15 protein-coding genes are annotated in these 15,498 nt (G+C 41.6%); 7 read left to right on the forward strand and 8 right to left on the reverse strand.

Annotation, left to right across the window (positions count from 1 at the left end; genetic code table 11):
• Positions 1–6: 6 nt before the first annotated feature.
• Together U0035_RS03400 and U0035_RS03405 are read left to right on the forward strand one after the other, a co-directional pair.
• Entirely contained in the window at positions 7–3,225 is a 3,219-nt protein-coding gene (locus tag U0035_RS03400) for a SusC/RagA family TonB-linked outer membrane protein (RefSeq protein WP_114792936.1), read from the forward strand.
• Positions 3,226–3,242: 17 nt separating this feature from the next.
• On the forward strand, positions 3,243–4,622 hold the full coding sequence (locus tag U0035_RS03405; protein ID WP_114792937.1) for a RagB/SusD family nutrient uptake outer membrane protein: 1,380 nt from the start codon (positions 3,243–3,245) through the stop codon (positions 4,620–4,622).
• Positions 4,623–4,664: 42 nt separating this feature from the next.
• On the opposite strand, the gene U0035_RS03410 is transcribed toward U0035_RS03405, so the two are convergent.
• From U0035_RS03410 to U0035_RS03430, 5 genes are all read right to left on the reverse strand, one after another.
• Entirely contained in the window at positions 4,665–5,117 is a 453-nt protein-coding gene (locus U0035_RS03410) for a hypothetical protein (protein ID WP_114792938.1), read from the reverse strand.
• Positions 5,118–5,408: 291 nt separating this feature from the next.
• Positions 5,409–6,398, reverse strand: a complete 990-nt coding sequence (locus U0035_RS03415; protein WP_114792939.1) for a helix-turn-helix domain-containing protein — start codon at positions 6,396–6,398, stop codon at positions 5,409–5,411.
• A gap of 47 nt (positions 6,399–6,445) precedes the next feature.
• On the reverse strand, positions 6,446–7,153 hold the full coding sequence (locus U0035_RS03420; RefSeq protein WP_114792940.1) for a response regulator transcription factor: 708 nt from the start codon (positions 7,151–7,153) through the stop codon (positions 6,446–6,448).
• Between the two features lie 30 nt (positions 7,154–7,183).
• Positions 7,184–7,924, reverse strand: a complete 741-nt coding sequence (locus tag U0035_RS03425; protein WP_114792941.1) for a sensor histidine kinase — start codon at positions 7,922–7,924, stop codon at positions 7,184–7,186.
• Between the two features lie 627 nt (positions 7,925–8,551).
• Entirely contained in the window at positions 8,552–8,908 is a 357-nt protein-coding gene (locus tag U0035_RS03430; protein WP_114792942.1) for a hypothetical protein, read from the reverse strand.
• Positions 8,909–9,073: 165 nt separating this feature from the next.
• On the opposite strand from U0035_RS03430, the gene U0035_RS03435 reads away from it, so the two are divergent.
• From U0035_RS03435 to U0035_RS03455, 5 genes are all read left to right on the forward strand, one after another.
• Positions 9,074–9,367 (forward strand): helix-turn-helix domain-containing protein, encoded by a 294-nt coding sequence (locus U0035_RS03435; RefSeq protein ID WP_114792943.1) that lies wholly within the window; start codon positions 9,074–9,076, stop codon positions 9,365–9,367.
• Positions 9,307–9,618, forward strand: coding sequence for a hypothetical protein (locus U0035_RS03440; RefSeq protein ID WP_162818009.1), 312 nt, complete (start codon positions 9,307–9,309; stop codon positions 9,616–9,618). Before U0035_RS03435 ends, U0035_RS03440 begins: the two co-directional genes overlap by 61 nt.
• A 307-nt stretch (positions 9,619–9,925) precedes the next feature.
• Positions 9,926–10,168 carry a helix-turn-helix domain-containing protein gene (locus U0035_RS03445; protein WP_114792968.1) on the forward strand — a complete coding sequence of 81 codons (243 nt, stop codon included), beginning with the start codon at positions 9,926–9,928 and terminating at the stop codon, positions 10,166–10,168.
• A 173-nt stretch (positions 10,169–10,341) separates the two neighbouring features.
• Positions 10,342–10,575, forward strand: coding sequence for an N-acetyltransferase (locus U0035_RS03450; protein WP_114792945.1), 234 nt, complete (start codon positions 10,342–10,344; stop codon positions 10,573–10,575).
• A gap of 81 nt (positions 10,576–10,656) precedes the next feature.
• On the forward strand, positions 10,657–11,058 hold the full coding sequence (locus U0035_RS03455; RefSeq protein WP_114792946.1) for a hypothetical protein: 402 nt from the start codon (positions 10,657–10,659) through the stop codon (positions 11,056–11,058).
• Between the two features lie 508 nt (positions 11,059–11,566).
• On the opposite strand, the gene U0035_RS03460 is transcribed toward U0035_RS03455, so the two are convergent.
• The 3 genes from U0035_RS03460 to U0035_RS03470 all read right to left on the reverse strand — a co-directional run bounded on the left by U0035_RS03460 (position 11,567) and on the right by U0035_RS03470 (position 15,035).
• Complete coding sequence (locus tag U0035_RS03460) at positions 11,567–12,277, reverse strand: 3-keto-disaccharide hydrolase (protein ID WP_114792947.1); 711 nt, start codon at positions 12,275–12,277, stop codon at positions 11,567–11,569.
• A gap of 10 nt (positions 12,278–12,287) precedes the next feature.
• The gene (locus U0035_RS03465; protein WP_114792948.1) at positions 12,288–13,712 is read right to left on the reverse strand and encodes a Gfo/Idh/MocA family protein; all 1,425 of its coding nucleotides are present in this window, start codon (positions 13,710–13,712) and stop codon (positions 12,288–12,290) included.
• A gap of 222 nt (positions 13,713–13,934) precedes the next feature.
• A complete protein-coding gene (locus tag U0035_RS03470; protein ID WP_114792949.1) occupies positions 13,935–15,035 on the reverse strand; it encodes a Fic family protein in 1,101 nt (366 codons plus the stop codon).
• Positions 15,036–15,498 lie beyond the last annotated feature (463 nt).

The following is a 15,498-nucleotide window of genomic DNA, read 5'->3' on the forward strand; positions in this document are numbered from 1 at the left end:
TCAGTTATGTTAAAAAAAATAGCAATACTCGCTATCGCAGTTAGTGTAACTACAGCTGCACTATCACAAACAAAATTTACGGTAAGTGGCACCATCACCAGTGCTACTACCGGTGAAGCACTGGTTAGCGCCACGGTAAAAAGCATTAAAAGCAACTTAATAACCATTTCAGCCCTGGGCGGCAGCTACCTGATGCACCTGCATTATTTACCAGACACACTGTTGGTTACGCATACCGGCTACATTAGTCAAACATTTGTTGTAAGCCAGCCGGGTATCTTTAATATACAGATGAGTGTGGATAATGAGGAACTGGAAGGCGTTACTATAAATACAGGCTATCAACGCATAAAACCTAACGAAGTAAATGGATCTTTCGCAGTTATTGATAACAAAACCTTAAATGAACAAACAGGTACTAATATACTGGAGAGATTGAATGGGGTTACGAACGGGCTTATTTTTAACAGCGATAAGCTCAGCAGCGCAGGTCAACCCAACCCCATATCTATAAGAGGGTTAAGCACTATTAACGGCAACCTGGCGCCTCTGATCATTGTTGACAATTTTCCCTACGACGGTGATATCAACAATATCAATCCTAACGATGTAGCATCTGTTACTGTTTTAAAAGATGCAGCAGCTGCCAGTATATGGGGCGCCAGGGCGGGCAATGGGGTAATTGTCATTACCACCAAACGCGGCCAGCTCAACCAACGGCTTAAAATAAATGCCAATGCCAGCACCCTTTTTACTTCGGCACCCGATCTTTTTTATGCACCCCGCATAAACACCATCGATCTTTTAGCAGTAGAAGAAAGTTTATTTACAAGGGGTTATTATGATGATTGGATAATGGATGACTATAATCACACACCACTGCCCTCTCTTGTTAGTATGCTACTCAATAGGCGCAATGGCCTAATAACCGCACAAGACTCCGCAGCTGCTATGCATAGCTTCGCTCAACAAGATACCCGTAAGGAGTACGCCAGGCATTTTCAACAAACAGCTTTAACGCAACAATACTCACTTAGTATCAGCGGCGGTACCGCCAATTACTCCTGGTTATTAGGGGGAAACTATAACCGTGTAACGGGTACCAATGCTGCTACCGCTGATAAAATAAACATACACCTCGACAACCAGCTGAAAATTACCCAACAACTTACCCTTAACCTAAGTGCTTACTATACCAGCAGCCGCTCTAAAACCGGCAAGCCAGATTTCAATGCGGTTTCGCGCATCAACGGTCACTATATACCCTATTTACAATATGTTGATGAGTTGGGGCAGCCAACGGCACTTGATCAATACCGGAGAGAATACATTGATACCGCTGGCGGCGGGCGATTATTAAACTGGGATTATTACCCCCTGACAGATTACCAGCACCGCTACACCAGCACTCAAATGCAGGACATATTGGTAAGAGCAGGTATGGATTACAAAATAACCAGTAACCTGTCCGCCAACCTGCAATACCAGTTTCAACAGCAAAAAGTGGAGACCGGTACCACCAGCGATTTAGAGAGTTTTTATACGAGAAATCTAATCAATCGCTTTACCATAATACCGGGCAATGCTGCAGCGGCTTTAAGTTACAGGGTGCCGATAGGCGACATACTAACACGCTCCAACACACCTGTACAATCTCAAAACCTGCGTGGTCAATTCAACTATAATCAAATATGGCGTAAGCACCAGGTTTCTTTAATTGCAGGCGGGGAGCTGCGCGATGCAGTTTCGGGCCCTGGCGAAGGTTTCACCGTATATGGCTATAGAAAAGACCCACTATCTAACACACAGGTAGATGTAACACAACCCTACCCTATCATTATCAATGGCAGCTATCAGTACATCCCTGGTGGTGCGGGCCTGAGTTCCACCATCAGCACGCGTTTTGTAAGTTTTTACGGCAATGGCTCCTATACCTTATTAAAAAGATATAGTATTAACGGCAGCTTTCGCAAAGATGCATCTAATATATTCGGGTTGGCTACCAACGATAAATGGAACCCGCTTTGGTCCGCCGGGATTGGATGGCTTATCTCTTCCGAGCCATTTTATAAAACCAGTTGGCTACCCTATGTAAAGCTTAGGGCCACTTACGGCTATAGTGGCAATGTTGATGTGGGCCGTACACCCCTGCCGGTAAGCCTGGCTGCTGATAACATAATAAGCCGGTTGCCTTATCAACGTATCAGCGAGTTAAACAACCCCTCATTGCGTTGGGAAAAATCAAGACAGGTTAATATAGGATTAGACTTTGAAAGCCCTGGAAAACGGATCGCAGGCTCTGTTGAGTACTATCAAAAAAAGGGAACCGACCTTTATGGAGAAACGCCCTATGATTATACAGCCTGGGGCCGCCGGCAATTTATTACCGCCAATGTTGCAGGCATGGAAGGGAAAGGCTGGGATGTCTCCATCAATACTATAAATATAAAAAAAACGATGGTATGGACCAGCAGCTTCATTTATAATTATAATACCAGTAAAACCACGGCTTATTATACCGCAACCTCAAAAGGTGTGTTTGATATTAATAGCGGCAACAATATATCACCTATTATAGGGCAACCTCTATATGCTATTACAGCCTATCAGTGGGGCGGTCTCAATAGTAAGGGTGATCCACAAGGCTACCTGAACGGAGAACTTACTACCGATTATCTTGACATTACACAAAAAGTTAGAATTGATGGGCTTAGTGCGGGAGCACTTACTATGATGGGCTCTTCCGCTCCTGTTCATTTCGGGTCTTTTATTAATAGAATTGAATGGAAGGGCCTCAGTTTTTCTGCAAACCTCATGTACAAAGCCGGATATTATTTCTTTAAAAACTCGTTTTCTTCAGTAGAATTGACCGGTAGCAGCCGCGGTCATGCAGACTACTACAACCGCTGGCAACAACCGGGCGATGAACTACACACCGATATCCCGGCATTTGTTTATTCTGATTATACCCAATACCGGGAGCGGGATAATTTTTACCGGTACTCCACTGTTAATGTAATTAAGGGTGACCATATTCGTTTACATTATATCAACCTGGGTTATCTACTGCCATTAAATAAAGGCAAAATAGTGTGTAGTGTTTACGGTAATATGTCAAACATTGGTATTTTATGGCGTGCAAATAAAGAGGGCATCGATCCGGATGCCCCTACTGGCAGCCCAGCTCCGCGTCAATACACTATTGGCCTAAAAGCCGATTTCTAACTTATAAACTTTACTATATGAACCGTTTGTTAATTCTGATGGTACTTTCATTAACCTTCACCGGTGTAACATCCTGTAAAAAGTTTCTGGATAAAAAACAAAATAACGCTTTTGTTACCCCACAAACTATAGAAGACCTGCAGGCCCTGCTAGACGATGCTAATGAAACTATGAACATAGGTACTACTCCATCTTTTGGAGAAGCTTCAGCCGACGATATTTTTGTACCTGAAGCAACGTTAAGAACTTTAAGTGGCCCTACACCATTTGTATATCGCTGGCAAGCATATAACTTTCTCTTTCCAAACGATTGGTCAGTTGCCTACACCCCTGTGTACAATACCAACTATTGCCTGGAACAACTTTTAAAAATTGAAAAGAATGAAGCGAATACCCGCCAATGGAATAACGTATATGGTAGTGCGCTATTCTATCGCTCCTATTACTTTTTAATGTTAAGTTGGATTTATTCTAAAGCGTATGACCGCACGACCGCATCGCAGGACAAAGGGATTGTTATAAGGTTAAGTTCTGATTTTAACGTGCGATCCCAGCGCGCCACCACAGAAGAAACTTTCCAACAAATTCTTACAGACACAAAAATGGCCATTACACACCTGCCGGAGTTACCCCAACATGTATTCAGGCCATCCAAAGTAGCAGCGTTTGCTTTACTTGCCCGAACGTACTTATCTATGCGGGAGTATGACAGCGCTTATCACTACTCGAATTTAGCTTTAAACATTCAAAATAGTTTAATGGATTATAACGGAGATCCTGAAGTAGGCAACCTGACAGCTACCAACCTGTTTAAAAGATTCAATAAAGAAACTATTTTTTACAGTGAAATGGGGACCGGCGGCGTTTATGCCCTGGTAGCACCCGCAAGGTCAAGAGCAGACACTCTATTATACAAATCCTACGCAACAAATGATCTACGCCGAACAGCATACTTCTACCTGTCAGGAGGATACCAGCGTTTTAAAGGCAGTTATGCACAAAGTACTATCCCTTTTACAGGATTAGCCACAGATGAGATGTACCTGGTAAGAGCAGAAACAGCTGCACGCCTCGGTACAGCCGGCCTTGCACAAGCTAACGCTGACCTTAACAAGTTAATGAGCTATCGATATGCAAAAGCATCCTTTGTACCCGTACAACTAAACGATCCGGAACTGTTGTTAAACCATATACTGGAAGAGCGAAGAAAGGAATTAGTATACCGGGGTATACGATTTAGTGATATAAAGCGCTTAAACAAAGAAGGAAGAAATATAGTGCAAAGAAGATTGGCGGGCGGAGAATTATTTGAATTGCTACCCAATGCTAATTATTATGCGCTACCCATTCCTGAAGATGTAATAGAACAAACAGGAATAGAACAAAACGAGCCATAAAAAGCCGGTAGCATAACTACCGGCAATAAAAAAAGATCAGCCTTAAGGTATAATATTACTTTTTGAATGCGTAATAGTTGTAGGCACACCTGAAACATCCTGTTGCACCTGAGATACGTAATAATTATTACTATTGGTATTTTTGGCCGCTTCAATCAATACTTTGGAGGAAGGTTCACTACCATTTAGGTATTGCGACTCCTGCCCGGTTGGCACCGAGATAGTGAAAGAGCATGGCGCATCATCGCTTTCCTGTACGCAGGCTTCTGAGGGATCAACCAGGCTCCAGTTACTACGATCTTCGACATCTGTTTTGCTATAGGTACTATCCCGGTACTTAAAAGTCATATCAGCAAATACAGCCTTGTTGTTGAATGCAGCTTTTGAAGTTTCCACCTTTTTGGGGGTAAACGCAAATACAATGACAACGGCGGACAAAACTGCGAAGGCAGAAAGTGTCCATTTTAATTTCTGCGTAGTAGAGTTAATATTCATAATGGTTGTTTTTATTTAAACGTTATTAAAAAATTAGTCATTTTGCATTGATACGATATGCATACGGGGTATACTTGCTTTAAAGCCGTATACCCTTTCCCTGTAAGAAGCCCGAACGGCCACAATGGTCTTTTGTAGCTACAGCACGGGCAATCCACAAATAGCAACGGTGAAAAATCATACAATTCTTTTGTGCTTAAAAATAATGGAGCAGCAAGGGCAATAAAAGACGGTGAAATGAAAAACTGGAGAGACTTCAGGGTCTACAGGATATTTGAACGTCAGGCGCGATTAGATAGCAACCAGACTAGCGGCATGCGAAGGAGTTACTTTATATTGTTCTAAAAACTGGGCACTAAAATGTGTAGCATGAGGAAATCCGAGGTAATCTGCAGTTGCCGTCACGTTCATTTTCTCAACTACCAATAAATATACTGCCTGATAAAGTCGTAACTGCCGCAAACTTTTCCTGGGCGTACACCCTGCAAAGCGTAACCAATGTTGTCTTAGAGTTGATGGTTGCATAAAAAAGTTGTTACAGAGTGCTGAAATAATAGCTGGCACTGGCCATCGCAAATGATTAGCAGTAAATAAAGCCATTGAAGCATGTAAGTCGGCTGTCGTTTTTAAAACTATGGGATTAGAGGTTTGCTGATGAAAACATAAGATCAGATCGCTTAGGATAGCGCGGAGTTTATGCGCCATTTTAACCGTATTATTCTCTATAAAAGATAACTCAATTAAGAGATTATAAATCTGATTTGAAAGAGGCAGTTGAGCGGAAATGTAAGACTTATCATAAAGTTCATTCAGGTAGCCAGCCATGCGAGCAGCAGCGGTATGCCCCTGTATAAGAAAAGACAATAAAGGGCCTGGAAGAATATAAAGGTAATGATACAACCCCGGCGCTAAAAGTAATTGATGATCGTCTGCCGTAACGTACTGTAAACTATACGTTTTAGAAAACAGGTTAAGCATACCGTAACCTGCCAGATGTACAAAAGAAAAACCTTTCAACACATAGAGCAGAAAACAACTGTCTGTTAAGCATCGCATTCTCATTAAAGAGAACTGTTTTACCTGTATGCTCACAATTCCCATTGTGATGCCCTGCACTTCCTGAAGCTGATGATAAAGATACTGGTCGCCGTTTACTCCCCATCGTTTGCCGATAATATGTGCATCTGCAAGGCAAAAGAACTGCCCTTCCGGAAGCCAGTTAGAATCTAATATTGAAAACCTCCAATGTTGTGGAGGTTCAAATAGAAATGGCGGATTCATATTAGGTGTTTGTATTAACAATTATAGGTTTCCTTCCGGGTGGGCCGTTAGCGCTTGCTACTTGGTACTATATTTTTACTGGGTATGTCTTCCGGTTTAAGAATGCCATAATCCACCGCAAAAGTCACCAGGCCTGCAAACCGGTCGGTACCTATTTTAAATTTTAGGTTAGCCCGGTATTTATTTACTGTATTGGGTGACAGTGATAATTTTCTCGCTATTTCGGTAGTTTTATATTCCTGGCATATTAAACATAGTACTTCCCGCTCGTGAGCAGCAAAAAAACCGGCTGGCAACGGCTTGGGTGTATGATCTAATGCTCCCTGCACAACCATTTGAGCAATCAGGTCGTTAGTATACTCACAATAGTATATATTTCCTCTAAGTACTGTGTCTATTGCATCCACTATTTCAACTTCTTTCGCACTTTTATACAAGAAGCCCTTTGCACCGGCTTTCATTGTCTGTCGGAATAAATCCGCATCCATATATTGAGTCCAGGCAAGCACCTTAATTTCGGGGTGTACATTTTGCAGAATGGAGACAGCCTCCATTCCTGTAAGTTTAGGCATCTTTAGATCAGTTATGACCACATCCGGTAACAGTTCTGAGCATTTTTCAACTAATTGTTGGCCATCAGTAGCTTCGCCGCAAATAATTAGATTTGGTAAATTAGTTAGTGCTAGTTTGAGGCCTTCTAAACTACAAAAATGATCATCCGCAACAAGTATGCGTTTAGGTAAATTGTTTCTCATGTTATACAAACGGTTTAGTGGAGTGGATGGCTAATGAAGCGGAATGCTTACTAAAAACGATGCCCCGTTGATTGTTTTCGTTTCCAGCAAGCCTCCCAACAATGACACCCTATATTGTAAATTGCTTAGGCCGCTCCCTTCCCCTTCCTTCAACAAAGAGGGATGAAAGCCATTGCCATTGTCTGCATAGTAGAAATAGAGAGTATTTCGTTGCTCCCTAAAATTTATGATGGATATGGTAGCCTCTGCATGCCTGATAGTATTATTGATCAACTCCAACAGTATACGATACAAACTACTAACAATAAGAGGTGGAGGTTCTTTTGTCAGTTGATAATGAAACTGGAAATATAGTTGGCAAGCCATGCTATGTTGAGAAATATATCTTTCAATACTCTGCTTCAAACCATTTTTTATAATTCGATGGTCTTCCATGTTCTTTGATATCTCTCCCACCCGGCGAATACTAACTTCCAGCAAGTTTCGTGCAGATACAGCTAACTCTTTTTGCCCGCTGTTTTGATGAGCGATAGCAGCTACTTGCCTATACACTAACTGTAGCGTAGGTCCCAACTCGTCATGTAAATCCCTGGCTATGCGTAGTCGCTCCTGTCTTAAAGTATCCAATTCGCGGGTGCAAACTTTTTGCCGCTGTATAAAAAAACGGCGTTGGGCATTAAATACGATCCAGCAAAGGAAACTTAGAATAGCTCCAAGGCTTATAGCTGTGAGGATCGCCGTAAAAAATACTGGATCTGTAAAGGTGTGCATAGAACAGCAATTAAAAAAATGACATTAACAATTACGTTGATGACAGAATAAATAACTGGAATACAAAATGCATAAATAGCGTTGGTTGACTGAGCCCATATTAAAAAACATTCTGTAAAAATTATGAAAATGTGGAGTACAATAATACCCAGGCAGATTAGCGACGGAGCATCCCTTTGTATATAACAAATACTATTACTCAAATGCCTGTAAAAAAAATGGGCACTCGCCAATACTACCATTGTTGCGTTAGCGATTACCAACGGGGAATAAAAACGCTCCAGCGTATTATAATACATCCACAGACTAGCAAAAACACTTAAAGATACGAGCGTCACTAATATGCAAACAGACGATGGTATAAACCTTCTATTCCATTGATGGAGGAAATACACTATAAAAACAGGCGCTACCATAGTATACAAATTGTTAACCGCAGTGTTATTAAAGAAGCGGTAGCTAGCCCATATACTTAAAATTTCCGTAACAAAGCCTGAAGACAGCCACCATATAAAAGGGTAAAATGCAGGCTGTATTTTTGAATATCTGATCCAGCCTGCTACTGCAGGAATGCCAATAAGTAGGCTTAATATAGCGTTAAGTAAAAACAATATACTTCGTTTTTATTTATTGGTTAAGCTCGCTTGGCTGGGGGCAAAGTGGCGGGCACCTGTTAGCCATTTCCACGATAACGGATTGTTCCTCCTGTGCCCATGGATTTACAGACCCCAGGATGTCCGCGTTATCTTCGTCGGAAGCAACCAATATGGCATGAACGTTCAAATCCTCATCCATACCATAATATATTCGTAAGCTGGTACAGCCAGGTTGCACTAACAGCGTATCTATTGCAGATCTATCAAAAGTTTCACTCAGAGCAAACGGTTCGATACCCTGCTGTCCTGGTATTGTAATCTGTAAGCGATGTGCCCTGTAACGAGCCGTCATTTCTGATGCGTTTTGTAATGAAATAAAATGAGACATTTCTATAAATTTTGTTGAAGCCGCAAATAATGCCATTAAAATACTATTTCCTATATCATTAGTGGTATAGGAAAGGTATTTTTTTTATAATATATTTCCAGACTGTTTATGAACCAGTAAAGCGCTAATATTCCCGAAATATATTGTTAAGTTAACTTTTAAACCATGAAAAATATCCGTCAAAACATGGGTTTTACCCAGGAAGAGCTTGCCATTATCTTGGGCGTCAGCCGGGCTCTCATTTCACTATACGACAAAGGGCTGCGCAGCCTCCCTGCAAAAACGCTTGAGAAGTTGTCGCGAATTCAGTTGTTATTCAATGAGGTTGAAAAAAAAGAACAGCACCTTGCCGGAAGTTATTGGCCCTGCAACAAAAGCACCGCAAACGCGCTCAGGACATGCTGCATAAACACGCTAAAAAGGCAGCGGCTCAGGCTGTTCGCCTCAGCATGGAAATAGCAGAAGCCAGAGAGCGCTTTCGCCAAATGGAGCATAAATTGAATTTAATTCAGCTACTGATCCAGCAAACTGAGGTAGGCAGCCGTGAATGGAAGATACTTAGTAATCTGGAAGAACAAATGCTGCATGCATTTGACGTCTGCAATCCGTCCGGCGAATATGCATGCACTTACAGGCTCGCAATGCTGATCACTAGACAGCAGGTTGCAATGGATATGCATCAAAAACTACAAAGAAAAGACAAACACTGATTGCTATAATAAAGTAGCATCATTTAATACTACTTTGCTACTGCTATAAACTTGTAGCAAAGCCAATTGTAGCATTATAACTTTCCAACTAAAAAATCTATTTCAGGATAGCGCACACGAAGTATTTCACACAGAAGAGCGCTAACATATTTACTTTTGGTATTTTTCAACGATTACGCAATTAATTGAGCACAGCCCGTTTAATACAAGGTTAAATTAAAGATATTGAGAACACAAAACGGTCGTAAATGACCGTGATTTTTTTCAAATAATTGACACCTTGTTTGGCCAAAAATTATATGGCAAAATGGATAAGGAGGAAATTCAAAAACTAAACCTGGCTTTTGGTGAAAATCTTCGAAAAATTAGGGATTCAAAAAAAATTTCATTGCTTCAATTGTCTTACAATTGCTTCATAGATGAAAGCAAGATATCAAAGATCGAGCATGGCAGGTTTAATATCAAGCTATCGACCTTGTTTGAGCTGGCTAAGGGACTGGATGTAAGCCCTGAAAAGCTGTTAGGTTTTCCATTCGACCAGGAGGAATGAGGCTACAGATTAGAAGTAAGAGTTACACTATATCTCCATAATTTATACAATTGCTTAACCACAGGGTTGCTAAGACGCGAGAATAAAAGAACAACCCAGTGTAGCAACTATGTTATTGCTGAATGTTTTACTATCAAAATACAAATTGGTTGAAGGGGTAGAACAACACTTACTTGCATAGTGTAGCTATAAGTAGTCATATCCAGTTAATCCCTAATCTGCTCATCTCCTGCCTGAAGCCTGCTGAAATAGGCTTAAGCACTATCCGTCTTGAAACCCAAAACACCAATGTTACCGCATGCCGGTTTTATGAAAAATACGGCTTTAAACCAGGAGGCTATGACCAGTATTTATATGATGCTATTAAAAGCCAAGACAAAAAAGAGATCGCCTTATTTACTATTTGAATTTATCGGATGCATAAAATGATAATTAAATACTGCTATAGAAGATGGGTAAAAAATAGCTCTTGATGTCACTTTAACTACATGAGCAACTATTTTTTTATTACCTTACTGTTTCCTGGATGTAGCCACTATAGGCCGGATAAGGTCAAAATTTATAATAATACCAACCGACAGATCTGTTACAGTACGGTTGCCTACAATTCTAAACATTCATTAATTACCCTATCGGCGGGTGGATACATATCCTCGCTGGAAACAGGTTCTCCGGTAAGAAGAGTACCGAGCAGTTCTCAACTCGTCCAGAAAACACGCGATAGCAGCTTATACCTGCTATTCTACGACTGTAGTAACAAAGCTAATGTTTATTCCGATTTATCAGCAGCATTGAAGGACCCCATCACCCTGAAGAGAAAATTCTCCAAGAGCCAGCTCGATAGCCTGGGATGGTTTATTGTATTTAATGATGCAGCGCCTTCTCGTTGAACAATTATCAACTTTAAAACACTTATATATGTCGCCCCTACAGGGCTTACCGATGTTTTTGAGGATACTATTACCCATATAGCGTCCCTTCGGGACTACTACCTATACACCCAACATATAGCTACACATCGTTCTTTCATGGAATACAACTTGCGCCTTATGCCATGAAGCAAAACACCGTTAACATAAAGCATCGATCATTAAAGAGCTGGTTTATAAAATCTCAACCCGTTACATTGCCCGGTCCCATAAGGACGCAATATTAGTAACATGCCATTGAATTGGATTTAGGTCCATGGGTGCGACAGTATGGTCCCATAGGGACCACATATTGGTGGCATGTCATTTAATGTTCGGATTTAAGCCCCATAGGGGCGACATATGCATCCAACATCGCTATACCAGGTGTATCTTTCCTTTCATTCCGGTAAGAAAAAGCCCGTTCAGCTACGAACGGGCGAAATAGTTTGACATTTTTATTATCTCGTTACCAACACTGCCAACAAGATCACAATTCTCTCAACTTAATATTTTTAAACCAAACATTATTACCATGATCCTGCAGGGCGATAAAACCAGAGCGCGACTCTCCGCCTGCATTCATAAAATCAGCCCAGTCTTTAAACTTGCTATTTAATACCATGTTTTTCCAATCTTCGTTCCACAAAGTATATTCTACCACTTTCTTACCGTTCAAGAAATGTTGCACATGGCCATCTTTAATAATGATGCGGGCTTCATTCCACTGACCAAAACCTTTATCCACCTGCGGGGTAGCCGGAATCATATCGTATAACGACGCCGACTTGCGATTACCATTTTTACCGGCTTTAGCATCGGGGTGATTTTCATTATCGAGCACCTGGAACTCAGGAGCAGACTGGTATACCCTTTTGCCCGGTAATTCCTGCGCCAGGTATAGAATGCCGCTGTTGGCGCCCTTATCTACTTTATACATCAGCTGCAGCTCAAAATTTTTAAACTTTTGATCAAACAACAGGTCCCCACGCTCATTAGTGGTGGCCGATCTCGCATTGATCTTTAAGGCACCATCTTCAATGGTCCAGGCATTGGGAATACCGGTCATATTATAGCCTCTCCATCCCTTCATTGTTTTCCCATCAAACAGTGTAACCCATTTTCCTTTCTTCTGTGCGGCTGCGTTGAGACCAACCAGCAATAAGGCAAACAGACTGCCCATTATTAACGTACGTTTCATTATTTAGATTTTATAATTGATAATTTACTTCCCAACCGGGCCTGTAGGTTCTTTTTACAAACTGGTTCACGGCGTCAAAGTTAGTCACCCGCATGGCATTTTTATCCCATAATAATTTCAGGTTGCGTGCCGGGTATTTATTGTCGATCCGTAAATCTGCACCCCGAATAGCCAGGTTGGCCATTAATAAAGCTTCTGTTAACGGACCGGCAATTTCAAAGGGCGAGCTTACTTCCTTTTTACCATAACCTGCAATACAGGCATCCACCCATTGCGCCTGGTGGCCGCCCGCCCCACCTGCTACACGTGGATAGCGTTGTTTTACTTTTTTTGCTTTTTCATTTAAAGAAAGCGGTAGCAACCTTGCCTTTTGCCCATAGGTATCAAATAGCATTTTACCTTTTGTACCTATCATCAAAATGCCGTTTCCACCATCACCAAACATATCATTGGCTCCCAGCTCTTCCGGGCGCGTGGGCTGAATGCCGCCGTCCATCCAATGCAACTTAATCGGACCTTTTGTCTTAGCAGTTTTAGGGAAAGTAAGCGTAGCATGGCTCGAAGGCGGACAAGCTTCCGGGAAATAACCCCGTTTAAATTCATCTACATATACAGTACCCACGCTGGCTTCCACATCCTGTACATATTGCAGACCCAACACGCTGAAAGGTACTTCCAGCATATGACAGCCCATATCTCCCAAAGCACCGGTTCCATAATCCCACCATCCCCGCCAGTTAAAAGGAACCAGCTTATCGATATAATCCTTTTGAGGAGCCGTACCCAACCAGAGATCCCAGTCCAGGTGCTTAGGCACTGCAGCCGTTTGTTTGGGCCAGGCAATACCCTGTGGCCAAACGGGCCGGTCCGTCCAGCAATACACAGTATGAATATCGCCCACCAGTCCCGCTTCAAACCATTCTTTGGCTAATCTTGGTCCATCATCCGATGCTCCCTGGTTCCCCATTTGGGTCACCACTTTGTAACGTTTGGCAGCATGGGTCAATACCCTTGCTTCCCATATATCATGCGCCACAGGTTTCTCTACATATACATGCTTGCCCAGCTGCATAGCGGCCAGGCATTGAATGGTATGCTGATGATCGGGTGAGGATATCGCCACCGCATCTATATTTTTTTGTTCCTTGTCCAGCATTTCCCGGTAATCCTTATAATATTTTGCCTTCGGGAATTTGGTTACGCTGCCCGCAGCACGCTGATCGTCTACGTCGCATAAAAAAGCCATATCAACTTTGGCATGGGCTCCAATGCTGTTGGTATTCGCGCTGCCTCTTCCGCCAACACCAATGCTGGCTACCTGCAGCTTATCGCTAGGCGCTACAAAACCTTTGCCGCCCAATACATGGCGGGGTACAATCATAAATGCCGTAGATACTACTGCCGCATTCTTTATAAAGTCGCGTCTATTTTTCATTTGCTGATGTGAATACTCGTTAGGGGTATTTAATAATTGGGTTCTAAGATAATATTATTGGGTTGTATTTGGAACTTAAATCATATTAACCTTTAGTTGAACTAGCCAGACAAGTAAACATTGATAGAATTTTGTACAAAACAGATGGGAAAGTATCGATTGACCAGGAAGAGTGGACGAAAATAAAAGAACTGTTACCTGGCCACAACGGGAGCGTTCATTTTACATATTCAGATCATACCTCACACTTCTACCCTCTCCCTTTTGTATGAGAATATGCTTATACACCAGGTCTTGCAGGTCTCTTGTAGCAGTAGCTCTCGATGCTTTAGTAATTGAAACATACTTTTGAGAAGTCATTCCACCTTCAAACTTTGCAATACCTACATCAAACATTTTCATTATCGCCTTTAGCTGCCGTTCATTCAATTGATGCTTATGGGTGTCCAGAAATTTAGCCTTACCTATTGTGAATAGAACCACATGTTTTGCGTTTTTCTGAGATTCAAGAATAACTTTAGAAAAGTATAATATCCACTCAGTTACATCTAATGTTCGCTGAGCATATTTAAGGGCGTTATAATACTTCTTTCTGTCTTTTTCAATTGTACTTGAGAGACTCATCAGAACTGGCCTTCCCAGAGATTGTGATAAGCATTTTTCAGCAACGGCCCTTCCTATCCTTCCGTTTCCATCTTCAAAAGGATGTATACTTTCAAAATATAAATGAGATATAGAGGTCTTGATAAAAATATTCCTGATATCATTTCCCGAAGTTTCAAAATTGTTATACCATTTCACAAACTTTTTCATTTCGCCCGCTACCTCATTTGAAGGGGGCGCTTCGAAATGACCCACCTCTTTACCGAAAGCTCCTGAAATAATCTGCATAGGTTCTTTACCGGTTCTGTACACGCCTGCATTGATATACGCATTCCCTTTCATGAGGTCGTGGTGCCAGCTTTTTAATGCCAGCTCCGTCAACTTATCCTGGAAAGACTTCCTTGCATTTACTAGCAAAGCTGCAATTCCCTGCGACTTTTTATCTTTTATGTAATTAATATTATCCGCAATGCCCAATTGCTTTTTAAGGGACGACATAATATCCTGCCTGCTAAAAAACTCACCCTCAATTTCAGAAGTTTTTAGCGCTTCCGTAATCATAAACTGAAGAATAGTATCTTGCTGTATGTCAGCCGGTTGAGCGGCCAGCAAGCCCTTTAGTTCGCCCGTTTCAAGGGCAAACTCAGTTATCAAAGGGTCTATCACAGTATCATCATATGTGAAATTCGCCCAGTCAGGAAGTTGCCAATTATAGTGCATGAGGCAATTATTAAAATTAATTGCCTCAAATATAGGCAAAATATGAGGCAATTAGGCGAATTAATCGCCTCATACTGACGAAAAAATGATTGAGAATTACCAATTACCCAGAAACTCTTAAACGTTCACCTTTATTTAATTTTGATCCACTCAAAAACACCATTCTGGTTAATGATTATAGCCGCCACTCTGCCGTCTTTCAGTTTAAATTCGCCGATGGCATCGGGAATTTAGCCTGAAATGAGTAGCGTCCGTGATCAATATATCAAAGCATCCTGTCCAGATACTTTGGCAACTAAACCATCTTTCATCTTTGAAACTGTAATCGTTCTACTCTTATTGCTATCGATCGCAGGCCATTTTATACATTAAAACAACTCTTCGCCGGGTTCTGATAAGGAGTCCTTTGGGCAAAGTGACAGTATATTTTGGATCGACATTACGTAGAGATTTCTCGATTCGC

The sequence above is a fragment of the Niabella yanshanensis genome (genome assembly GCF_034424215.1).
Classification (GTDB): domain Bacteria; phylum Bacteroidota; class Bacteroidia; order Chitinophagales; family Chitinophagaceae; genus Niabella; species Niabella yanshanensis.